Origin of the sequence: Paraburkholderia sp., assembly GCF_024281035.1 — a bacterium.
In the GTDB taxonomy this organism is placed as follows: Bacteria; Pseudomonadota; Gammaproteobacteria; order Burkholderiales; family Burkholderiaceae; genus Paraburkholderia.
The window spans coordinates 1-20,402 of record NZ_JAMXLH010000065.1 but is presented as its reverse complement, the minus strand read 5'-3'; the positions used below and the strand labels follow the sequence as shown (position 1 = coordinate 20,402).

Here is a 20,402-nt window from a genome sequence, read left to right as displayed (position 1 = left end):
AAAAAACAGTTTTGTCTTCGGTCGCGAGGTATCTGCAATTTTGCGTTTATCGGACTGGCGATTTTGAATGGGGAGGCGACCGGTTGAACGCCCACGAGAATTCAATTGCGGGAGCGCATGACTCGAAGTTCGGGCGAGTCACTCGTGATTACGGATTGATTTTGACCAGGTACGGTGGTCTGCGGCTGCGTAATATGTCACCCCAATCTTTCACCCGAATCGTCCATCCTTATCGTCCATCGATACTCCACCTTAATTTCAGGATTGGGGACGTACCAATCACCCGATGTAATAGGACATATCTCGACGTCCTTCCACTTGCCGCACGCAGTTGCGAAAAGGATTGCCCCCGCATCGTCGCGCGTCGTTCGACCGGTTCACGACGATATTCTGACGAGTCGACCAGGTGAGTGCAGAGAACAATGATTTAATGCTGCCAATTAATTTGCATGTATCATTGTTTTGAAGCGATAATCCAGAACGGGATCTGGTATCGAACACTCGCACCGTGCCGCGTTTCGACAGGGTGGGGGAAATCCGGGCGGCCACCTGGTCGCGTAATTCTGACAGGGACGGAAAAATGATTACATTGGACGCAATTCAGTTGAAGATCGCAAAGCTTCAAAAGCAGGCAGCGGCAATCGCCGAAAAGCAGACTTCTATCGGTCTCGAAAGGATCCGTGATCTGATGCACAAGCATGGATTGAGTCTCGCCGACATCGAGTCGTTCGTTGGGAAAAAGCGCGGCCGCAAGCCTTCGGTCAAGGTCGGAAATGGCATGACGAAATCCGCAGGGAAAAAAATGCAGACCGTTGCGCCGAAATACGCCGATCCGAAATCGGGCGCAACCTGGAGCGGTCGCGGCAGAGCGCCGGCCTGGATCAGGGATGTAAAAGACCGCACCCGGTTCCTTATCGATGGGAATGAAGGCAAGAAGGCTGCCGGTACGAAAGCCGCTGTTGGGAAAAAGGCTCCCGTGAAACGCCAGGCTGCAAAGAAAGTCGCCCGTAAGGCGGTAGCTGCGAAGCGGGGCTCGGTTCAACGCCGTGCAGCGTCGGTAACGGGCGCAACGGCTCGCAAAAAGGCGGCACCCGCGAAGAAACGCGCGGCTCCTCGTAAAACCGCGGCGAAAAGAAATGTTGCCGTAGCGGCAAAGATGGAAACGCCCGCAGTGGTCGCCGAATAAGCAAGGTAGTCTCGGCTGGCGCGGTGCGATGCGGGACGTCCGGATTCTGTGCAACGTTTCGAGCGGCAATTCACGACGCCGCACCGCCGCCAGCGCAACCAGGCTTTGAACGCTGCCTGACGCGTTCGCCAACCGTCCATCGAATGGCCGTCCTCGCGGGATCGGTCACAAACCCAAACTGGGTTATTCCAGCGGCCCGCGTCTGGGCCATCACATCTTCGCACGTTCATAGCGCATAGGGCGATCCGCTTGCAGGCGCAGTTCAGCCTGAAGCTTTGCCGCTGCTGCAGTGCGAAACTCGGTCAAAAACCTGGCCAAAAACCTGGCTAAAAACGCGTCATCGCTCATGCGCGTTCCGTTCCAATAAGTCGATCCATCGGCAGCGACGCTTGGAAGCGCGCCACGATGCACGGTGGACCCGATCGATCTCCAGTAAGATGTCGAAAAATCTGCCTCGTTAATTAAGTATGCAGATCAATTGTAGATGTGGTTCGTCTGCCTTAAGGACGTTGTACCGGACCGACGAGCCAGGATTCGAGCCGACCGTGGGTGCCGCAACGTTAATAAACGACGATCCCGATTGATGCGCCAGCCTCTATCTCGTAGGAGCTTCACAAAGTGCGACCCTGCATTTCAGTACTCCTCGTCGACGATCATGCCGTTGTGCGCGAAGGGTACCGGCGGCTGCTCGACCTCGAACCCGGCGTGCGCGTGTGCGGTGAGGCCGCAGATGCGGCCGTGGCGTATCAACGCTTTTGCGTATTGCAGCCCGGGGTGGTCATCATGGACATCTCGCTGCCGGGGACCAGTGGAATCGAGGCGATGCGCCGCATGCTCGCGCGCGATGGCGCGGCGCGCATCCTGATCTTCAGTGTTCACGAGGACGCGATCTTTGTGCGCCGCGCACTCGATGCGGGCGCGACCGGCTACGTGACGAAGTCCAGTGCGCCGGACGTGCTCATCGAAGCGGTTCACGCGGTGGCGCGGGGCGGGCGCTATCTGAGCGCAGACGTTGCACACGCGTGGTCGGCCAACGACGCGCTTCGCGAAGGGCAACTGCACAGAGGGCTTTCGGCGCGCGAGTTCGAGGTGCTGCGGTTGCTCGTGCAAGGTTATACGCTGCGTCACATCGCCGAGAGGCTCGGTGTAAGCCAGAAGACAGTGGCAAACCATCAGTCGGCGATCCGCCGTAAGTTCGGTGCCGACAACAGCGTGCAGCTTGCGCGCATCGCAAGTCGCTCTGGCGTATTGCTTTCGTCCGCATCCTTGAATCCGGCGTGAATCGGGTCACGCGTGTGATGCGCTGCGGGGAGTTATTCAACAGGCCGCTTCCTATGCTGCTTTTACCGATCCATTTCCGCACCGAAATCACGAAGTAGATCGTGAATAACCACTCTTGGTTTTGGTGAAAGCGCGCGCAATCTTGTTTCCAAACCGCGCGCAGCATGGCATCGCGTGAAAGACGGAACAACTTGCAAGATCCGTGCGACCGGCGCATGGTTCAATCGCCGTCCAATCGCAATTTGTCCGAATCTGGAGGTGTCGAGATGCCGCTCGTGCTTTATGGTCACCCTTTCTCCTCGTACACACAGAAAGTGCTCGTTGCGCTGTATGAGAACAGCATGCCGTTCGAGTTTCGTTGCCTCGGGCCGGATGAGCCGGAACACTCGGCCGAGTGGCTGCAGCGCTGGCCGCTGCACAAGTTTCCGCTGCTGGTGGACGGCGAGCGCAACATCGTCGAAACGAGCATCATCATCGAATATTTGCAGCTCACGCACCCAGGACCGCTGCGCTTGCTGCCCACGGACCCCATGAAGGCGCTGGACGTGCGTTTTCTCGATCGCTTCTTCGATCTGCACGTCATGACACCCATGCAGCGTGCCGTGGACGGTGCTTTGACGGGGGATCCCGCGAGGCGTGAGGAAGGACTCGCCTTCGCGGCGAAGAAACTGGATCTTGCCTATACGTGGCTCGAAGGGCAGCTTGCGGGCCGTGAGTGGGCCGCTGGAACGGATTTCACGCTCGCGGACTGTGCTGCATCCCCGGCGCTTTTTTATGCGGACTGGACGTATCCGATTCCAGTAACCCTTCCGGTGTTGCGCGCCTATCGTGCACGTTTGCTTGCACGGCCATCCTTCGCACGTGCCGTGGAAGAAGCGCGGCCATTCCGGTCGTTCTTTCCCCTCGGCGCGCCGCAGCGGGATTGACGTTTCGCTCCGCCACGCTCTGCGCGAAGGTCGTCGTCGGCGCGCATGATCGACGCCTGCGCTTTGCGTGCTCCAATTGTCTCGGGGCACAATGCCTGTCCGGGCAACGATTTGAACGAACCAGCGCGGTGGCCCCGGCAGGCCGCGCCGCAAGGAATCGCGAGCGATGAAATATTCGAATCTGGTCGAGCGGTTGCAGGGAAGAAGGACGACGGCGTGGGAAATTCACCAGGCTGCCGTGCAGGCAAGCGAACGCGGCGAAGACGTGATCGTGCTGAGCGTGGGCGATCCCGATTTCGCTACGCCGGACATCATCGTCGAACGCGCGGTCGCTGCGCTGCGCGAAGGCGATACGCACTATTCGGCCATCATGGGACGTGCACCGCTGCGTGCGGCCATTGCGCGCGAGCACACATTGCGTAGCGGTTGCGTGGTCGACAAGGACAATGTGATGCTCTGTGCGGGCGCGCAAAACGGCTTGTTCGCAGCGTCTTTGTGTCTGTGCGAGGCCGGCGACGAGGTACTCGTGCCCGAGCCGATGTACCTCACCTACGAGGCCGCCATCCGTGCCTCGGGCGCGACGCTCGTGCCGGTGCCGGTCGATCCTGCGCGCGGATTTCATCTCGACTGCGATGCGCTGGAGGCGGCGGTTACGCCGCGTACGCGGGCGATTTTCTTTGCGACGCCGTGCAATCCGACCGGTGTCGTGATGCCGCGCGAGGATCTGGAGCGCATCGCACGGATTGCGAAAGCACACGACCTGTGGGTCGTTTCCGATGAGGTCTACGCCGACCTCACGTTCGAGCGCGAACACGTGAGCATCGCGTCGCTCGACGGCATGTCGGAGCGCACCGTCACGCTCGGCAGTCTGTCCAAGTCGCATGCGATGCCGGGCTGGCGGCTCGGCTGGGCGATTGCGCCGCAGACGCTGATCGGCCATCTCGGGCGGCTGACGCTGTGCATGCTCTACGGCCTGCCGGGTTTTATTCAGGAAGCGGCGCTAACGGCGCTCGATAATCGCGCGCAGATCGTTTCGGATATGCGCGGGATCTACCGGCGGCGGCGGGACGTTGTCTTCGAGCGGCTCAGCCGTGTGCCGGAACTGAATTGCCTGTTGCCCGAGGCGGGCATGTTCATGATGATCGACGTACGCGGCACGGGTCTCGATACGCACGACTTTACGTGGCAGCTCTTCAATGCCCAAAAGGTGTCGGTGCTCGACGCGAGCGCGTTCGGGGAAACGGCGAACGGCTATGTGCGGCTGGGTTTCGTGGTGGATGAAGCCCGGCTTGTCGAGGCATGCGACCGGATTGCCGCATTCGCGCGGCAACGCGGGCGTTGAGCGAGAGGCGCGCTTTGGCGCGCCTTTTTGCATGCTGCCGTTACCTGCAGATACGATCAGCGGTTTCCGTCCAGCAAATCGTTGAGCAGTTCGTCGAACGCTGCCTGGGCGTCTTCGAGTTCCTGCAGCGCGGCGTCGAAGGTCGTCAGCGCGAACTGCGACGGGCGGCCATCGCCCTCCGGGGGAAACTGCGACTGCAACGATGCAAACGCCGTCTTGACCCGCTGCGTGGCGGTCAGGACGCGCTCCATGGCTTGGGATTCTTCGGCTCGCGCCTGTTCTGGATTCATCGAAAACTCCGGTTTCAAATGGGATTCGCGGGGTAGGGCGGCGCTCACGGCAAGGGCAGGCCGCCGTCGGCCTTTACTTCGCGCAACGACAGCGACGATTCCACCGACGTCACGCCCGGCAGGCTGCGCAACTGGTCGCGCATGAATGTGCCGTAGTCGTCGAGATCGCTTGCGACGATCTGCAGAATGTAGTCCGCAGTGCCGGAAACGTTGTGGCACGACAGGATACGCTCAATCGCACAGACTTCACGCTCGAAGCGGTCCGCAAGCGCGCGGTCGTGCACCGCAAAACGCACGAGCACGAACGCGAAGACGCCATAGCCGAGCGCACGGCGCGAGAGCACCGCACGGTAGCGCTCGATATAGCCGTCCTGTTCGAGCCGTTTGAGGCGGCGCGCGCACGGCGTTTCGCTCAGGCCGACCGTTTCCGCGAGTCGTGCATTCGGCATGCGGCCGTCTTTTTGCAGTGCGCCGAGGATCGCCCGGTCGAGTTTGTCGGGTTCGCTCATTGGGTGCGAGTGCTTATCCTTTGGTGAAGCCTGAATATTAGTGCATTGCGCTAAAAATGGCTGTGACGGGAACGAAAATCGCCAGAAATCTCTCTGCCAATAGCGGCAAGATAGAGCCTCTTTCAAACGAGGCCATCATGATTTCCGCCCACCTGTTGCTCATGTTCATCATCGCTCTGATCGTCGTCTGCGCTTTGCCTGGCGCGGACATGGCGCTTGTGATGCAAACCAGCATGAGTCGCGGCACGAAAAGCGGATTCGCGGCAGCTTGTGGATTGGGTGTTGCGCGCTCGACGCACGTGACGCTTTCGGCGTGCGGGCTCGCCGCGCTGCTGCGCAACGCGCCGTGGCTCTTCGAAGTCGTGCGCTATGCCGGAGCGGCCTATTTGGTCTGGGTGGCCGTGCAGATTTTCCGGGCGCCGGTGTTCGCGCTACCCGCGGATGCGGCCATGCCTGCCACGCGCTCGCGCCGCGCCGACTTTTTAAAGGGGCTTCTCACGAATCTGCTTAATCCCAAGGCGTTGCTGTTCTGCTCGGTGTTGCTGCCGCAGTTCATCCGGCCGCAGGCGGGCTCGGTGTGGCTCCAGGTGCTCCAGCTGGGCGTTTTGCTCGTGATCGTGTGTGCGCTGTTCGACGTGATCTACGTCCTCGGGGCGGCGCGCATTGCCGTGTGGTTGCGCAAGCATCCGCTTGCACAGACCCTGCAGAAGTGGGCGTTTTCGTCCGCACTCTTTGGTTTCGCGGTGCGCTTGACGCTCGATTAAACCGCGGACTGAGCAGCGGAAAAAGCAGTGGAATAAGCAGTGAATTGAGCGGCGGCGCGCAACGCGCCGCCCTTTTTCGCCGTTTCGGCGAAGCTGCGCCGCCCTGGGCGGGCAGCGCGCGTTACGCTTCCTTCAGTTGTTTTAATGCTTGCCGAGGTAATCGCGCTTGCCGACTTCCACGCCGTTGTGACGCAGGATGTCGTACGCGGTCGTGATGTGGAAATAGAAATTGGGCAGCACGAACGACAGCAGGTAATTCAGGCCGGTGAACTCGATCGGGCCGGTGCGCATTTTGAGCGTGATGGCGCGCTCTTCCGTTCCGTCGATCTGCTCGGGCTTGAATGTCTGGAGATAGTCGATGGTCTTCTGAATGCGCGTGTGGAGTTCGTCGAACGTCACTTCGACATCGTCGAACTTCGGCGCTTCCACGTCCGCGAGGCGCGCGGCGCAGCCCTTGGCGGTGTCGGTCGCGATGTGGATCTGACGCGAGAGCGGCAGCATGTCGGGGAAGAGCCGCGCGCCGGTCAGCACAGTCGGGTCGATCTGCTTTTCGGACGCATGCGCCTGCGCTTTGCCGATGATCGCTTGCAGATTGGTGAGGCCGCGGACCAGGACGGGTACCGAGGCTTGAAACATGGAAATGGACATGGGTATTCCTCGTGTCTTCGATTGTGCGCGCCGCGCTCCGAGCCGGAGCTAACGGGCGAATCATTATGCGCTATCGGACATGTCACTGCCATTGAAGCCATCGGTCGATCTTGCGCGCTGCACTGTCGCGACAGCGCATGATGAGTAATGCATCGTCGTGACTCCGATCGCGCAGGTTGTACACACCGTATTTAATATCGCATTCCTAATTTGATTTCTCGTGTGAAATCCCGGGGTTGCGCGAGAGGTTCGGAATCGGCCGCCACGGACAGGTTGCATCGTGCGCGCCGCAACTATTGGGTTTGAATCGCAATTTCCACGGCGGCTTTTAATCTGCTGTAACGCCGTGGCGACGGCGATTCAAATCGCATCGTGCAAGTGCGACACATTGCGCCACTGCTTCCAGCGACAGGCGCTGCCAATCCCCTGGCTGCGCCGCCGCGCGGAACCCTCAGTCAACCGATGCGCGCGCGATCCGGCCGTGCCGTGACGACGCGATTGACCAGCCCTGCGACAGCTTCACGACAATATGCCGCAGAGCAGTGGCGGCACATTAGGCATATCCTGACATTCGTCAAGAAAGGGAGGTGCAAAATGGTCGTGTCCACTTTGTTGCTGCTGTCTGTTGCGGCTGTGCTTGGACGGGCAGCGTGGACTCAGGCGCGTGCTCGTGCGAGCCTGCAACCGGTCCGTGTGCGCGCGGATCGCCCGCGTTATCGCCGGTAGGCCGTCATGCATCTCACCGTCTGGAATGTCCCCGAATCCTGTAGTGAGCAAGAGGTCCGCGAGTTTTTCGTGCGCGAACTCGGCCACTACGCGAAAGGTGTGACCGTCTACGACGCCGGTACGCCGAACGCGCACGCGGACCTCGAACTGAATGCCGACATACCGTACATCGCCGAGGCGGTGGCGCGCGAACTTCAGGGCCGCCGCTTCGCGGGCGTTGCGCTGAGGGTCAGCGCACAGCCCTTCGACGGCGAGGAGCCGCAGCCGCAGCGCTGATTCGCCGCCGCCTGGCGTCGTTGACTGCCGTCGTTGACTATCTACGCAGATGGCGGCAGCGGGTCCTGCGGCGTGTACGGCAGCGCCCGTTTATGGCGGGTGCCCGCATGAAAGCGCAGGATCGTCGCGCGCGCCGCCGCGCTGACTGGCTTGCCCTCCAGAAAATCATCGATTTCGTCGTAGCTCACGCCGTACGCGTCCTCGTCGGGGCGTAGCGGGCGCAAATTCTCCAGGTCGGCGGTCGGCGTCTTGTTCACGAGACGCTCCGGTGCGCCCAGCGCCCCCGCGAGTGCGCGCACGCGGCGCTTGTTCAGACCCGCGAGCGGCAGCACGTCTGCGCCGCCGTCCCCGAACTTCGTAAAGAAACCCATCAGCGATTCTGCCGCGTGGTCGGTCCCGATCACGAGACCCGCGCGCGCACCCGCCACCGCGTATTGGGCAATCATCCGTTGCCGCGCCTTGATATTGCCGAGCACGAAGTCCTGCTGCACCGCGCCGGAGAACGCGAATCCACCGGCCCGCAGCGACGCGAGCATTGCATCGGCGGCGGGCGCGATGTCGACGCTCAGCGTTTCGTCCGGCCGCACGAACGCGAGCGCGTCGGCGGCATCCGCTTCGTCGTGCTGGATGCCATAGGGCAACCTCATCGCCACGAAACGGGCTGCGTAGCCCGCGCTGCGCAATCGTTCCGCGCACAACTGTCCAAGTCTCCCCGCCGTGGATGAATCGATGCCGCCGCTGATGCCGAGCACCAGCGTTTTAAGTCCGCTCGCGCGCAAGTGAGCGCAGAGAAAATCGACGCGGCGTGCGATTTCCGCGGCGGCATCGAAGGCGGGCGCAACGCCCAGGGCCGCGATAAGTTGTTGCTGGGCGAGCGTATCGCCAGCGTCGGGCGTGAAATCCATTGACGTCTCCTGGCTAGACCGGCGACAACGCCACGCGGCATATAGGCGTTGTCTGGTTTAATGGTGAGTGATCGTGGATCACCATCCTCGACGGGACTGCGCCGTCGCGCGGCCCCACAACCGTCACGATGCATCCGAATCCGCACAATACCCATAATCAGGCCGCACTCGCGATGAACAAAAAAATCTCGCGCCCGTCCGTCACAAATATGAATGCAGACATTTGGCCGGGCTCGCCGACACAACTTCAGCAACTTAGGGTGCGCCGGTCATCGTTTGCGCGCCGCGTGCTCTGTGCCGCAGCTTGCGTTTGGTGGGCTGCGGGCGCCGCGCTGGTCGCAGGCGCGACACCGGCCTCTGCCGCGCACGTGGCGTCCGGCGCGGTGCAGGCCGCGAACGGGCTGGCGACGTCGGCGGCGTCGGCGGCACGAACAGCGTCGGCTCCGGCATCCGCGCCGTTGCCTGCAACGCCCGCCACGGCGCCTTCCGGCAACGCTGCATCGGTTGGCGCACCGGCGTCCACGCCCGCTCCGGCGTCCGCGCCCGCCGTGCTCAAGCTTCCCGAACATCCGGCGCTTACTCGCGCCCAGGATGTCGAGGAGACGCACGCCGCGTTGCGGATGCGCGCTGTTTTCGCGCGAGAGGTGACGCGCCGGCTGCGCGTGCCGCTCGCGGACCAGCACGCCTACGGCGCGCGTCTTCAGGCGGCGCTCGACGACCACGACCTCGGCGAGCTGGCGAGCGAATTCGTGGTCCTCGTCGATCGCAACGCGAACGTTCAGGCGCTCTTCATCTACTTTCGCGCCGCGCCCGGCGAGCCGTGGCTCATGATCGGCGCGTCGCCGGTCGCGACGGGGCGGCCCGGCGAGTTCGACCATTTCCTCACGCCGCTCGGCGTGTTCGAGCACACGCCCGCCAACATGGACTTCCGGGCGGAAGGCACGATGAACCAGAACGGCATACGCGGTTACGGCCGGCGCGACATGCGCATCTACGATCTAGGCTGGGTGGATGGCGAACGCGGCTGGGGCAAAGGAGGCGTCTCGCAGATGCGCTTCCAGATGCATGCCACCGATCCGGACCGGCTCGAACCGCTGCTCGGCATCCGCCACTCGAAGGGCTGCGTGCGCATACCGGCATCGCTCAATGTGTTCCTCGATCACCACGGCATCATCGACGCCGAATACGAGGCGCTCGCCGCATCGGGCAGATCGCTCTGGGTGCTGCACTCGGACCGGGTGGTCACGCCGTGGGCGGGCCGCTTTATCGTCGTCGTCGATTCGGAGCGCAAGACGCGTCCGGCGTGGTCGCCCGCGCCCGGCAGCAAGGCGCGCGCGAAGGTGCCCGCGGGCGGCGATCAGGCGGATTGAGCGTCGCTGCGCGGCGTTTGCCGCCGGGCGCTGCGGGCGGGTCGCGGGCCGCTCGTGGGTTACTCATCGGGCCGGTTGCGCGGTCGGTTATTCAGGCGCGGCGCGCGACGGCCCCGGCCGTTTTGGTGCTCCGGGCAATGATGACGCCCGCAAGCGCCACGCCGAAACCGGCCAACTGCACGGGCAGGAGCGTCTCACCGAACAGCACCCAGCTTTCGAGTGCCGCGAGCGGCGGCGCGAGAAAGAGCAGCGCGGTCGCGCGCGCGGCGTCGCCATGACGGACCATCCAGACGAGCAGCGTCACTCCCGCGCCCGAGAGCATCGCGATGGCCCAGGCGAGCGAGACCCACAGTGTGGCTGACGCGATCCATCGGTGTTCGCCCAGCGCGAGCGCGAGCAGTGCCGCGACGATTGCCGCGCCCGCGTTCTGGACGGCACTGGCGCTGCGGATGTCGGCAAGCGCCAGCGAGGTCTTCTGATAAAGCGTGCCCGCGGTGATCGAGCCGACCGCGGCCACGGCGACGATCACCACGAGCAGCGGGTGCGCGTGATCGTGCGCGGAGGCGGTGCCCTGCACGGCCGCCTGCAACTTCGGCACGAGGACGAGCACGACGCCTGCAAGCCCGAGCGCGAGGCCCATCCAGCGTTGCTGCGACGGACGTTCGCCGAACAGCCGCGCGGCGAACGCAGCCGTGAGCAGCGGCTGCAGCGCGCCGAGCAGCGCCATTACGCCCGCGCTCAAGCCTTGCGCGACCGCCCAGTAACCTGCGCCGAGGTAGACGCCTTGCAGCAGCGCGCCCGCGATGAGGTGCTTGCCGAGGTCGCGTCCGCGCGGCCAGGGCGCGCGCGTGGCGAGCGCAACTGCCGCGAACAGGGCGGCGGTTCCGCCGAAGCGCGCGAGCAGGAACAGGTTCGGATCTGCGTAAGGCGCGATGGCGCGGGCGACGACGAATCCCGTCGACCACAGGACGACGAAGAGGGCGGGAGCGAAGGTGGCGAGCATCGTTGAGGGTTGCGGCTGCGCGCGCATGGGCGCGGGGAATACGCGAATGGCCCGCAGTATCGCCGCACGCGTACAGGCGGGTCTTGTTCGAGACTGCACTCGTTCGATGTGCGGCCCGCGCGCGGCGCAGTCAAAAGCCGTACAGGATTGCCGCCGCGCCAAGGGCGGCGCCGCACAGCGCGCAGGCAATCAGCAAGGCGCGCGTGCGCCGTTGCTCGCGGATCAACCCGGCGGTGAGGCCGGTACGCGGGCCAGCCGTGGCCGCGCCGTGAATGCCCGGCGTCTTCGCATGATGCTGGAGGTAGTGAAAAAGGAGTTGCGGCACGCGCGGCGCGACCTGCGCGAGATGAGGGAATTCCTGCGATAGCCGCCTGATCCAGCCGCGATGATCGAGGTCGCGCTGCGCAATGCCGGCGAGCGTGCGTTCGGCGATGCCCCAGGCGTCGACGTCCGGATGAATCGTGCGCGCCAGTTCCTCGGCCTGCGCAAACGCGCGCTGCGCGGCGGCGAGTCGCGGCGACACGGAACCGCCGAACGGCTGCACCGCGTGCAGCAAATGATGGAACAGGTCACCCGCGCTGCGCGTGTCGGCGGCGTCCGCGAAGTGCGCCTCCGAGCGCGTGCGCAGTTCCGCCTCGATCTGTTCCGTGCGCGCGTGCGCGGGAACGTGCCCGGCGGCGCTGTGCAGATCGGCGAGCCTGCCATAGTCCTGCTGGAACAGCGCCGTCGCGCCGTGGACGAAGAACTCGCGCTCCGGCGACGAAAGGCTCGTCATGAGCGTCGATCCCGCGAACACGAGGCGCCCGAGCGTCGGCGGCTCGATGCTGACCGCGATGCGGCGCGCGTCCAGCGTCGCATGAAAGAATCCGTGCTCGAAAGCCTGCTGCGTGACGACTTCGACCAGATGCATCGCGACGCGCGCCGCGTTGATGCGATGCTCGGCGAGACCGGCTACATCGGTAACCGGCACCGAGTCGATGTGCTGGACCGCGAGCGTGTGCGGCGTGCACAAGTCCCAGATCACGTCGGGCACGACGACGCGCGGATTCCTCTCGAGCTGGTGGCCCGACTGGCTCATATTCGCCGCCTGTGCGCGCAGATCGAAGCGGTGTTGCAGGTCATTGCGCAGATCGAGCGCCAGGTCGTGCAGCTGCAGCGTGCGCGCCGCGCGCGAGAACCGCTCGAACCAGCGCGCGACGACGCACAGCAGCATGGCATCTTCGTCGACTTCCTCGATGTGGTCGGCGCGCAGCACGCGCAGCGTCACCGTCTGATGGCCGTTGATCGGCAGCGTGAGCCGCGCGATGTGCGTCTGTTCGCACCAGCCGTGATGGATGGGCGTGGGATCGATCGACGCGAACAACGTACGCGGCGGCTTGCCGAATGCGGCATGCAGCGCCGAATCGAGCGCATCGGGCGTGAGCGGGGCGTCGAAATGTTCGAGGGCTTCGATGCTGTCGTGCAGCGTCATCGCGGCGAGGTCGGGGCGTGTCGCGAGCGTCTGCGCAAATACCGCCGCAAGCGGCGCGAGACGCGGCAGCGCGCCATGCAGGCTCGCGGTGAGGCGCGCATCGTCGCGCATGCGCGACGCGAGCGAGACGAACCAGTGCAGCTTGTGATGCTCGGGCGCGGCGAGCCAGATCAGCCTGACGCCATAGCGCAGCGCACAAAAGAGCAGCCGGAGTTGACGAAATAGTGATCGCATTGGCACAGCAGTCGATGGGGCGCGTGCCGTTCGCGAGCGCGCACGGCAAAGGGCGAGAGTAGCAGGGATAGACCCGCGATGGCAGTGCCGCCGCGCTGGAAAACCTTGCCCGATGTGCACGAAGGGCTGGCGCAACAAGGGCGTGCGGCAGGGGCTGCATCGTGTGCAGCATGATGGGTGCGCCTGCGTAATACAATACGGCGACCATTCGGGGCGACCACGCGACCACATTCGGCGGCCGTTCCGGATCCACGCGCTCCAGATGCTTACCGAGAAGATGCTCGCAGAACAACGTCACCAATACATCCTGTCGCAGGTAAACAAAACGGGCGCGCTTTCCGTAGCGGACCTTGTGCGCGAACTGAGCGTGTCGCGCGAAACGATCCGGCGCGATCTGAACACGCTCGCCGCGCGCGGGTTGCTCGTCACCACACATGGCGGCGCGCTCTCCAGCGACCGGCGCGAACCCGACCTCGACGTGCGCGAAGCCTCGAACGCGAGCGCGAAGCGCGCCATCGGCGAACGCGCCGCCGAGTTCGTGCAGGACGGCGCATCGGTCATCATCGACTCGGGCAGCACGCCGCATGCCGTGGCGCGCGCGCTCACCGACCGCCATCGGCTGACCGTCTACACGAACGACTGGCGCATCGCCATGTTGCTCGGCCGCCGCAACGAGAACCGTGTGACGATGCTGGGCGGCGAGCTTTCCGATCACGAGGACGCGACGTTCGGCCTCGACACCGTGCGGCAGCTCGATCAGTATCACGCCGATTTCGCATTCGTCGGCGCGGGCGGCATTACCGCCGACGGCTGGCTGACCGACTACTCGCGCATGGTCGCGGAAGTGCGCAGCCGCATGCTGCTCGCGACGAGCTGCGCGATCATCGTCGCCGATCATTCGAAGTTCGGTCGCGTCACGCCCGTGCGGATCAACGGATTCGAGCGCGCCCGGTATGTCGTCACCGAACTGGCGCCGGAGAAATCGCTTGCGCGCGCAATCGCCGCGCGCGGGCCGGAACTGCTGGTCGCCTGAGGCGCGCGCGGCGCTTTCCATTCGCCGGTCATCTCGACCCGGCACATTCATCCCTTCCGGACATGCACTGGCACCGGCACTTGCGTTAGCCCGTGTTCCGGCGCACCCGCGCCCTTTCGTTAGCCCTTTTCCGTAGACAAAAGCGTGCCTGCGCGGCGGTACATTGCGCCGTCCGATATGTCGTTAATTGGCAATTTGTGGATTTTTTTGCAAAACACCGCAAAAGTCATGTCGCTGTCATAGAAGTCTGTGATTCTTGCGGGGCCCGTTCTGACAGGGGCTTGCGCGCCGCGTGGATGGCTTTCCAGCGTGTCAGGCCGGCGATCGTTGTCAGGCGAGCCGGGCGGATTGTAGACAATCGGTAATCCGCGCGGCAGCACACGGGAAAAGCAGGCGGCACGATCCGCCGACGTTCGACTACACAAGCATCGGGTATCCCCGAGCAACCTGGTTTTTGCCTTCGGAGAGTGACATGAACCACCAGAATCCCCTTCGCGCGGGTTTCGCACGCAAGCTTCTGCCGATGCTTGCGGCCGCAATGATGCTCGACGGCTTTGCCTTGAGCGCGCACGCTGCCGACGCAGTGGTGCTCTACACGGCCGACGGCCTCGAAAATCTCTACCGCGACGTGCTGCCTGCCTTCGAGAAGAAGGAAGGCGTCAAGGTCAACATCGTGACGGCCGGTAGCGGCGAAGTGGTGAACCGCGCAAACGTCGAAAAGGATTCGCCGAAAGCCGACGTCATCGTGACGCTGCCGCCGTTCATCCAGCAGGCGGCGCAGAGCGGCCTGCTGCAGTCGTACCAGAGCGTGAACTACACGAATGTGCCCGCGATCGCGAAGGCTTCGGACGGCGCGTGGGCGACGTTCGTGAACAACTACTTCTCGTTCGCGATCAACCCGGAAGTCGTGAAGAACCAGCCGAAGACGTTCGCCGACCTGCTGCATCCCGACTACTCGGGCAAGGTCGCGTATTCGAACCCGGCAACGGCAGGCGACGGCATGGCCGTCATCATCCTGACGACTTCGCTGATGGGCGAAGACAAGGCATTCGACTATCTGAAGAAGCTCGAACAGAGCGCCAAATTCCACACGAAGGGCACGGGTTATCTCGACGTGCTGCTCTCGCGTAACGAAATCGCGGTGGCCAACGGCGACCTGCAGATGGACCTCGACGACGCAGCGAACGGCGGCCTCTCGCTCAAGCCGATCTTTCTCGCCGCCGATGCCAACGGCCATCCGACCACGTTCCAGCTGCCGTACGCGATCGGGCTGATAAAGAGCGGCCCGAACCAGGCCGAGGGCAAGAAGCTGATCGACTATCTGATGTCGACCGAAGTGCAGTCGAAGGTGCCGGATATTTTCGGCATCCCGGGCCGCACGGACGTGGCGCTCGCGGGCAAGAACGGCGAAGCGGTCAAGCAGGCGATCGCGGGCGTGAAGCTGGTGCCGGTGGACTGGAACCACGTGATGGCGAAAAAGGCTGACTGGACGACGCGCTGGAAGAACGAAGTGATCGGCTCGTCGGGCAAGCAGACCGAGGTCGTGAAGCCGAAGTAAGCCTTCGGGCTGAGCGTCGGTCACGTTGTACGGGACCGGAGTCGGGGCGTAGCGCCGGCTCCGGTCGATAGTTTTGGATGGGGTGGGACTAAGCGCTGAAGCGCCAGGTCGCATCGACAGCTTTGCATGGGATGCGACCAGGCGCTGAAGCGCCAGGTCGCATCGACAGGAGACGAACCCGGTGAATACCGCAAGCCTTGCGCCGTCCGGCATGACGGGCGAAACAAGTGCGATTGGCGCGACGGGCGCACTGCAGGCCACAGGTGCCGCAGGCGTGCAGATCGACCACCTGAGCGTGCGCTTCGGCACCCGCACTGTCCTCGACGATCTGTCGCTCACCATCCGCCGCGGCGAACTGCTGACCGTACTCGGCCGCAGCGGCTGTGGCAAGACCACACTGCTGCGCTTTATCGCCGGATTCATCGAAGCCGATGGACTCTCCGGCTCGCTCACCGTCGCAGGCCGCGATCTGACCCATGTGCCGCCGCACCGGCGCAACCTCGGCCTGCTGTTTCAGAGCTATGCGCTCTTCCCGCACTTGTCGGTGTTCGAGAACGTCGCATTCGGACTCAAGGCGCGCAAGGTGCCGGCGCGCGACATCGCCCGCCGCGTAGCCGACGCGCTCAAGCTCGTGCAGCTCGGCGACGCGGGCCACGTCATGCCCGCGCAGCTCTCGGGCGGCATGCAGCAGCGCGTGGCGCTCGCGCGCGCGCTCGTGATCGAGCCGGATGTGCTGCTGCTCGACGAGCCGCTTTCCGCGCTCGACGCCAATCTGCGCGCTTCGGTGCGCTCCGAACTCAAGGCGCTCCACGAGCGTCTGCCCGACCTGACCATCGTGTGCGTCACACACGACCAGGACGATGCGCTGGTGCTCTCCGACCGCACGCTGCTGATGCGCGACGGCCGCATCGCGCAACTCGGCACGCCGCAGGAACTCTACGACACGCCGACTGACGCGTACGGCGCGCGCTATCTCGGCGCGGCGAACCTGCTGCCGCCCAATATCGTGTTTCCGGTCGGCGATCCGCGCCACGACGTGCGCGACAAGCTCGCCTGCCTGCGCCCGGAAAGCCTGCGCATCGTGAAGCTCGGCGAAGGCGCGCTGCACGGCACGATCGAATCGGTCGAGTGGTATGGCGCGGTGCTGTCGGTGCCGGTGCTGCTCGACGCGATGCCGAACGAGCCGGTTCTTGTCACGATGCAGCGCGGCCACGGCGTGATGCCGGAAAAAGGCAGGCGCGTATCCCTGCGTTACGAGGCAGACGATGTCGTCCTTGTTAACCCCTGAAGCGGCGAGCCTGAAGCCGCACGCCGCCGATGCGCACGCGGTCGCTGCGCGCCGCCGCGAGCGGCGCGCGCAGTGGCACATCGCATTCCTGCTGGTGTTCGTGCTCGGGCCGATTGTCGTGTATCCGCTCGTGCGTCTCGTGCTGTTGAGCCTGACTGGCGCGCACGGGCTGAGCTTCGGTGCGTACGCATCGTTCTTCGGCAACCCCGATACGCGCGGCGTCATCGCCACGACGCTCTGGATCCTGTGTGTGAGCGCGGGCCTGGCTTCGGTGCTCGGCGTCGCGCTGGCCGCGATCCTGTTCTTCAAGCCGTTTCCCGGCGCACGCCTCGTCACGCGCTTTCTCGAACTGTTTGTGGCGTTCCCGTCGTTTCTCGTCGCCTTTACGCTGATCTTCCTGTACGGCTCGCAGGGCTCGGTGAGCATCGGCTTGCAGCGTCTCTTTCATCTGCAAGCGCCGCCGCTCGATTTCCTGTTCGGCATGGGCGGCGTGATTCTCGCGGAAGTCGTGTTTTACGCGCCATTCGTCGTGCGTCCGACGCTCGCCGCATTTGCGCTGCTCGACATGCGCCTGATCGAAGCTGCGCGCAGTCTCGGCGCGAATACGCGGATGGTTGCTGTACGCGTGATTCTGCCGCTCGCGTGGCCGGGTATCGCGGCGGGCACGATTCTGTGTTTCCTGCTGACGTTCAACGAGTTCGGCATTCTGCTCGTGCTCGGCAGCGCGCATCTCGTCACGCTGCCGGTTGCGATCTACAGTGCGGCCACCGTCGATCTCGATCTGCCGACCGCCGCAGCGGGTGCGGTCGTCATGCTCGCGATGTCGCTCTCTCTCTATGCGTTCTACCGGTGCGTGAACCGCCGCAGTCAGGGAGGTGCTCGCCATGGCCGCTAATCCCGATCGAATCGCACTGCCGCCGCCGCATCGCCGCGCAAGACCCGTCGAGCGCAGCCTCGCCGCGCGGATCGCGGGCGGCGTGCTGCTCGGTTTCGCTGCGCTGCTGTGTTTCTGGCTCTTCGTGCTGCCGGTGATCGTCGTGGCGCTGTCGAGCGTCGCGTCGCACTGGTCCGGCACGATCTTCCCGGATGGCTTCAGCATGCGCTGGTTCGAGCGCCTCGGTTCGAGCGACTTCGATGCACTCGCAACGAGTCTCGAAGTCGGCTTCGGCGTGGCGGTGCTCGGCACAGCGCTGGGACTCTGGCTCGCGCTGGCGCTGGAAGGGCGCGACCGGCGCGGCCTGGGTGCGGTCGTCGACACGCTTGCAATGGTGCCCAACGGCGTGCCGAGCGTCGTGCTCGGCCTCGCTGTGCTAATCGCCTATCACAAGGCGCCGCTGGATCTGTCCGGTTCCGCCGCGATTGTCGTGCTCGTGCAGCTCGCGCTGGTGCTGCCGTTTTGCTATCGCTGCGCGGCGGCTGCGTTGCGCCCTGAATTGACGGTCCTTCGCGAAGCTGCGGCGAGCCTCGGTGCGCCGCCGTCGATGGTGCTGCGCCGGGTCGTGCTGCCGCAACTCGTGCCGGCGATCCGCGCGAGTCTTGCGCTCGGTTTTGCGCTGTCGCTCGGCGAGCTTGGCGCGACGCTCACGGTGTATCCGCCGGGATTCGCGACGGTGCCGATCGTCGTGGTGGGCGCGGTCGAGCGCGGCTATTACCTGCCGGCGTCGGCGCTGTCGCTGATTTTGCTGATCGTGTCGCTGGCGGCGCTGCTGCTGATCGCGGCAAGGGTGCCGCGCCGCCGTGCGGACTAAACGAATGAATGACGCATCGCACGCAGGGTTTCGCCAGTGCTCCGTGGACGAACGGCACGATGCTTGATCGAGACGCGGTCGCGCCGATTGAGATGTCGCACCAGCACTCGCTGAGCGAATTCGTGCGCGGCGAGATTGAGCGACGCATCGCGGCAGGCCTGCTTACGCCGGGCGACAAGCTCAACGAGGCGGCCTGGGCGGCGCTCTTGCGGGTTTCGCGCGGACCGGTGCGCGAAGCATTCCGCGCGCTGGAGCAGGCGGGGCTCGTGCGTAACGAAAAACATCGCGGCGTGTTCGTGCGCAGCGTTTCAGTCGCCGAGGCCGCAGAACTGGGCGTGGTGCGTACGATTCTCGAAGAGGCGGCGTGCAGAATGCTGGCCGTGCGGATCGACGCGGCTCAGGTCGCGGTGCTGCGCGAGTGGCTGGGTGCGATGCGCGACGCGCTCGTGCGCGAGGATTGCGCAGCGTATGGCCGCGCGCGCGATGCATTTCGTGATGCACTCGTTGGCGCTGCGGGCAATCAGAAGCTGCATGAAACCTATCGACGGTGCGTGGGCGAACTATGCCTGTCGCGGGCCATGCCGCCGGAGGCCGACACGATGGAGGCATCGTATGCGGCGTACCGTGCGATTCTGAATGCGCTGGCGTCGCGCAACGCCGACGATGCCGCCGCGCTGATGCGCACGCGGGGCGGCGCATACGCGTGGTGAAGCGGGCCGAGCGGCGACGAATATGGAAGGCGGTGGCGTGTGCCGTCGCTATAGGAATAGGGGGCAGTGAAGGATGGCGTTGAGTCTGGCGGATATCAAGGGGCTGTTTGACGGCTACGGTGCGCTCGCCTACAGCGGCGAGCCGGTCACGCAACTGGAGCACGCGCTGCAAAGCGGCGCATTGGCCGAGGAGGCCGGAGCGAGCGAGGAACTGGTGGCGGCTGCGTTCCTGCATGATTTGGGCCATTTACTGAGCCGCCAGGGCGAGACGCCGACGAAACGCGGTATCGACGATCTCCATCAGTATTACGTGCTCTCGTTCCTGCGCCCCGTTTTACCGGACGCCGTGCTGGAGCCGATCAAGCTGCACGTCGACGCCAAGCGCTACCTGTGCGCCACCGACGACGCGTATTTCCGTCTCCTGTCGGCCGACTCAGTGCGCAGCCTTGAATTGCAGGGCGGCATCTTTAACGCGGAGCAGTCGAGTGAGTTCGCGCAACGCCCATACGCAGACGATGCAATATGCCTGCGACGTTGGGACGATCTTGCCAAGGTGGCGGGCAAACCGACGCCGGGCCTCAGTCACTTTCTGCGGATTATCGAACGCGTGATGCAGCGTCACTCATGATCCGGCGCTGCCGGATCAGCGCATAGCGGCTTCGTTTGGGGCCTTTTCAAAAACCGCTTGCAATAACGGACCGGGATCACTAGAATTCCGGTCTTTCGCGCTTTCGAGTAAGGCGCGGGGGAAGCGGAAGGCCCGAATGGGCGGGGATTTGCGGGTGGCAGCGGTTGTGCCGGACAGTTTAAACGAAGTAAAAAACCTGTTGACAAAAAACCTGATGATCTTCATAATCTCGTTTCTCTGCTGCTGACGCAGCGACGCAGAAAGCGCCGGGTAGTTAAAGGTTTTACGGCGGTTTCAGCGAACGATCTTTAAAAATTTACAGCCGATAAGTGTGGGCGCTTGATGCGGTAAGCGACCCCGGTGTGTCCTTCGGGATGAACCGGGAAAAGCAAAAGTATCAAGAGTCTCACACTAAAGTAAGTCAGGTTTTTGAATTTATTCAGAACCTGTCAGCTTTGAGTGAGCGACCGGTTTCGAGAGAAACCGAACACAGTAACAGGTTTGAA

The 20,402-nt window shown here is 63.9% G+C and carries 21 protein-coding genes; 14 read left to right on the top strand and 7 right to left on the bottom strand.

Annotated elements, in window-relative coordinates; all coding sequences use genetic code 11:
* Positions 1-580: 580 nt before the first annotated feature.
* Entirely contained in the window at positions 581-1,186 is a 606-nt protein-coding gene (locus tag Q0L30_RS21215; protein ID WP_296660765.1) for an H-NS family nucleoid-associated regulatory protein, read from the top strand.
* 210 nt (positions 1,187-1,396) lie between these two features.
* Here the strand turns inward: Q0L30_RS21215 and Q0L30_RS21210 are convergent, their stop codons facing one another.
* On the bottom strand, positions 1,397-1,534 hold the full coding sequence (locus Q0L30_RS21210; protein WP_296660762.1) for a hypothetical protein: 138 nt from the start codon (positions 1,532-1,534) through the stop codon (positions 1,397-1,399).
* Between the two features lie 270 nt (positions 1,535-1,804).
* Between Q0L30_RS21210 and Q0L30_RS21205 the strand changes: the two genes are divergently transcribed.
* The 3 genes from Q0L30_RS21205 to Q0L30_RS21195 all read left to right on the top strand — a co-directional run bounded on the left by Q0L30_RS21205 (position 1,805) and on the right by Q0L30_RS21195 (position 4,735).
* Positions 1,805-2,467 carry a response regulator transcription factor gene (locus tag Q0L30_RS21205; protein WP_296660759.1) on the top strand — a complete coding sequence of 221 codons (663 nt, stop codon included), beginning with the start codon at positions 1,805-1,807 and terminating at the stop codon, positions 2,465-2,467.
* A 266-nt stretch (positions 2,468-2,733) separates the two neighbouring features.
* Positions 2,734-3,393 carry a glutathione S-transferase family protein gene (locus Q0L30_RS21200; RefSeq protein ID WP_296660756.1) on the top strand — a complete coding sequence of 220 codons (660 nt, stop codon included), beginning with the start codon at positions 2,734-2,736 and terminating at the stop codon, positions 3,391-3,393.
* A gap of 166 nt (positions 3,394-3,559) precedes the next feature.
* Positions 3,560-4,735: an aminotransferase class I/II-fold pyridoxal phosphate-dependent enzyme gene (locus Q0L30_RS21195; protein ID WP_296660752.1), complete on the top strand. Its 1,176-nt coding sequence runs from the start codon at positions 3,560-3,562 to the stop codon at positions 4,733-4,735.
* Positions 4,736-4,791: 56 nt separating this feature from the next.
* Here Q0L30_RS21195 and Q0L30_RS21190 read toward each other — a convergent pair whose 3' ends face one another.
* Positions 4,792-5,025, bottom strand: a complete 234-nt coding sequence (locus Q0L30_RS21190; protein ID WP_296660749.1) for a hypothetical protein — start codon at positions 5,023-5,025, stop codon at positions 4,792-4,794.
* 44 nt (positions 5,026-5,069) lie between these two features.
* Positions 5,070-5,534, bottom strand: a complete 465-nt coding sequence (locus Q0L30_RS21185; RefSeq protein ID WP_296660746.1) for an Lrp/AsnC family transcriptional regulator — start codon at positions 5,532-5,534, stop codon at positions 5,070-5,072.
* 137 nt (positions 5,535-5,671) lie between these two features.
* Here Q0L30_RS21185 and Q0L30_RS21180 point away from each other — a divergent pair, with 137 nt between their 5' ends.
* Entirely contained in the window at positions 5,672-6,298 is a 627-nt protein-coding gene (locus Q0L30_RS21180; protein ID WP_296660743.1) for a LysE family translocator, read from the top strand.
* Positions 6,299-6,439: 141 nt separating this feature from the next.
* Here the strand turns inward: Q0L30_RS21180 and Q0L30_RS21175 are convergent, their stop codons facing one another.
* Entirely contained in the window at positions 6,440-6,946 is a 507-nt protein-coding gene (locus Q0L30_RS21175; protein ID WP_296660739.1) for a DUF1993 family protein, read from the bottom strand.
* A 732-nt stretch (positions 6,947-7,678) separates the two neighbouring features.
* On the opposite strand from Q0L30_RS21175, the gene Q0L30_RS21170 reads away from it, so the two are divergent.
* Positions 7,679-7,948: an RNA-binding protein gene (locus Q0L30_RS21170; protein WP_296660736.1), complete on the top strand. Its 270-nt coding sequence runs from the start codon at positions 7,679-7,681 to the stop codon at positions 7,946-7,948.
* A 41-nt stretch (positions 7,949-7,989) separates the two neighbouring features.
* Here Q0L30_RS21170 and nadE read toward each other — a convergent pair whose 3' ends face one another.
* Positions 7,990-8,853, bottom strand: coding sequence for an ammonia-dependent NAD(+) synthetase (gene nadE, locus Q0L30_RS21165; protein ID WP_296660733.1), 864 nt, complete (start codon positions 8,851-8,853; stop codon positions 7,990-7,992).
* A gap of 209 nt (positions 8,854-9,062) precedes the next feature.
* On the opposite strand from nadE, the gene Q0L30_RS21160 reads away from it, so the two are divergent.
* On the top strand, positions 9,063-10,223 hold the full coding sequence (locus tag Q0L30_RS21160; protein ID WP_296660730.1) for a L,D-transpeptidase: 1,161 nt from the start codon (positions 9,063-9,065) through the stop codon (positions 10,221-10,223).
* 91 nt (positions 10,224-10,314) lie between these two features.
* Here the strand turns inward: Q0L30_RS21160 and Q0L30_RS21155 are convergent, their stop codons facing one another.
* Positions 10,315-11,226, bottom strand: coding sequence for a DMT family transporter (locus tag Q0L30_RS21155; protein WP_296660727.1), 912 nt, complete (start codon positions 11,224-11,226; stop codon positions 10,315-10,317).
* 130 nt (positions 11,227-11,356) lie between these two features.
* The gene (locus Q0L30_RS21150; RefSeq protein WP_296660724.1) at positions 11,357-12,931 is read right to left on the bottom strand and encodes an AarF/UbiB family protein; all 1,575 of its coding nucleotides are present in this window, start codon (positions 12,929-12,931) and stop codon (positions 11,357-11,359) included.
* 277 nt (positions 12,932-13,208) lie between these two features.
* Here Q0L30_RS21150 and Q0L30_RS21145 point away from each other — a divergent pair, with 277 nt between their 5' ends.
* From Q0L30_RS21145 to Q0L30_RS21115, 7 genes are all read left to right on the top strand, one after another.
* Complete coding sequence (locus Q0L30_RS21145) at positions 13,209-13,964, top strand: DeoR/GlpR family DNA-binding transcription regulator (protein WP_296660800.1); 756 nt, start codon at positions 13,209-13,211, stop codon at positions 13,962-13,964.
* A 472-nt stretch (positions 13,965-14,436) separates the two neighbouring features.
* A complete protein-coding gene (phnS, locus tag Q0L30_RS21140) occupies positions 14,437-15,522 on the top strand; it encodes a 2-aminoethylphosphonate ABC transporter substrate-binding protein (RefSeq protein WP_296660722.1) in 1,086 nt (361 codons plus the stop codon).
* Between the two features lie 211 nt (positions 15,523-15,733).
* Entirely contained in the window at positions 15,734-16,810 is a 1,077-nt protein-coding gene (gene phnT / locus Q0L30_RS21135; protein ID WP_296660797.1) for a 2-aminoethylphosphonate ABC transport system ATP-binding subunit PhnT, read from the top strand.
* Positions 16,788-17,705, top strand: a complete 918-nt coding sequence (locus Q0L30_RS21130) for a 2-aminoethylphosphonate ABC transporter permease subunit (RefSeq protein WP_296660719.1) — start codon at positions 16,788-16,790, stop codon at positions 17,703-17,705. The genes phnT and Q0L30_RS21130 overlap by 23 nt, the downstream gene beginning before the upstream one ends.
* The gene (gene phnV, locus Q0L30_RS21125; RefSeq protein ID WP_296660716.1) at positions 17,695-18,558 is read left to right on the top strand and encodes a 2-aminoethylphosphonate ABC transport system, membrane component PhnV; all 864 of its coding nucleotides are present in this window, start codon (positions 17,695-17,697) and stop codon (positions 18,556-18,558) included. Before Q0L30_RS21130 ends, phnV begins: the two co-directional genes overlap by 11 nt.
* A 59-nt stretch (positions 18,559-18,617) precedes the next feature.
* Positions 18,618-19,268 carry a GntR family transcriptional regulator gene (locus Q0L30_RS21120; RefSeq protein WP_296660793.1) on the top strand — a complete coding sequence of 217 codons (651 nt, stop codon included), beginning with the start codon at positions 18,618-18,620 and terminating at the stop codon, positions 19,266-19,268.
* Positions 19,269-19,341: 73 nt separating this feature from the next.
* Positions 19,342-19,896, top strand: coding sequence for a phosphonate degradation HD-domain oxygenase (locus Q0L30_RS21115; RefSeq protein WP_296660713.1), 555 nt, complete (start codon positions 19,342-19,344; stop codon positions 19,894-19,896).
* Positions 19,897-20,402: the final 506 nt, after the last annotated feature.

Coding starts and splice junctions, on each gene's coding strand:
- Q0L30_RS21215 (WP_296660765.1), top strand. CDS start 581: ATGATTACATTGGACGCAATTCAGTTGAAGATCGCAAAGCTTCAAAAG.
- Q0L30_RS21210 (WP_296660762.1), bottom strand. CDS start 1,534: ATGAGCGATGACGCGTTTTTAGCCAGGTTTTTGGCCAGGTTTTTGACC.
- Q0L30_RS21200 (WP_296660756.1), top strand. CDS start 2,734: ATGCCGCTCGTGCTTTATGGTCACCCTTTCTCCTCGTACACACAGAAA.
- Q0L30_RS21195 (WP_296660752.1), top strand. CDS start 3,560: ATGAAATATTCGAATCTGGTCGAGCGGTTGCAGGGAAGAAGGACGACG.
- Q0L30_RS21190 (WP_296660749.1), bottom strand. CDS start 5,025: ATGAATCCAGAACAGGCGCGAGCCGAAGAATCCCAAGCCATGGAGCGC.
- Q0L30_RS21185 (WP_296660746.1), bottom strand. CDS start 5,534: ATGAGCGAACCCGACAAACTCGACCGGGCGATCCTCGGCGCACTGCAA.
- Q0L30_RS21180 (WP_296660743.1), top strand. CDS start 5,672: ATGATTTCCGCCCACCTGTTGCTCATGTTCATCATCGCTCTGATCGTC.
- Q0L30_RS21175 (WP_296660739.1), bottom strand. CDS start 6,946: ATGTCCATTTCCATGTTTCAAGCCTCGGTACCCGTCCTGGTCCGCGGC.
- Q0L30_RS21170 (WP_296660736.1), top strand. CDS start 7,679: ATGCATCTCACCGTCTGGAATGTCCCCGAATCCTGTAGTGAGCAAGAG.
- nadE (WP_296660733.1), bottom strand. CDS start 8,853: ATGGATTTCACGCCCGACGCTGGCGATACGCTCGCCCAGCAACAACTT.
- Q0L30_RS21160 (WP_296660730.1), top strand. CDS start 9,063: ATGAATGCAGACATTTGGCCGGGCTCGCCGACACAACTTCAGCAACTT.
- Q0L30_RS21155 (WP_296660727.1), bottom strand. CDS start 11,226: ATGCTCGCCACCTTCGCTCCCGCCCTCTTCGTCGTCCTGTGGTCGACG.
- Q0L30_RS21150 (WP_296660724.1), bottom strand. CDS start 12,931: ATGCGATCACTATTTCGTCAACTCCGGCTGCTCTTTTGTGCGCTGCGC.
- Q0L30_RS21145 (WP_296660800.1), top strand. CDS start 13,209: ATGCTCGCAGAACAACGTCACCAATACATCCTGTCGCAGGTAAACAAA.
- phnS (WP_296660722.1), top strand. CDS start 14,437: ATGAACCACCAGAATCCCCTTCGCGCGGGTTTCGCACGCAAGCTTCTG.
- phnT (WP_296660797.1), top strand. CDS start 15,734: ATGACGGGCGAAACAAGTGCGATTGGCGCGACGGGCGCACTGCAGGCC.
- Q0L30_RS21130 (WP_296660719.1), top strand. CDS start 16,788: ATGTCGTCCTTGTTAACCCCTGAAGCGGCGAGCCTGAAGCCGCACGCC.
- phnV (WP_296660716.1), top strand. CDS start 17,695: ATGGCCGCTAATCCCGATCGAATCGCACTGCCGCCGCCGCATCGCCGC.
- Q0L30_RS21120 (WP_296660793.1), top strand. CDS start 18,618: ATGCTTGATCGAGACGCGGTCGCGCCGATTGAGATGTCGCACCAGCAC.
- Q0L30_RS21115 (WP_296660713.1), top strand. CDS start 19,342: ATGGCGTTGAGTCTGGCGGATATCAAGGGGCTGTTTGACGGCTACGGT.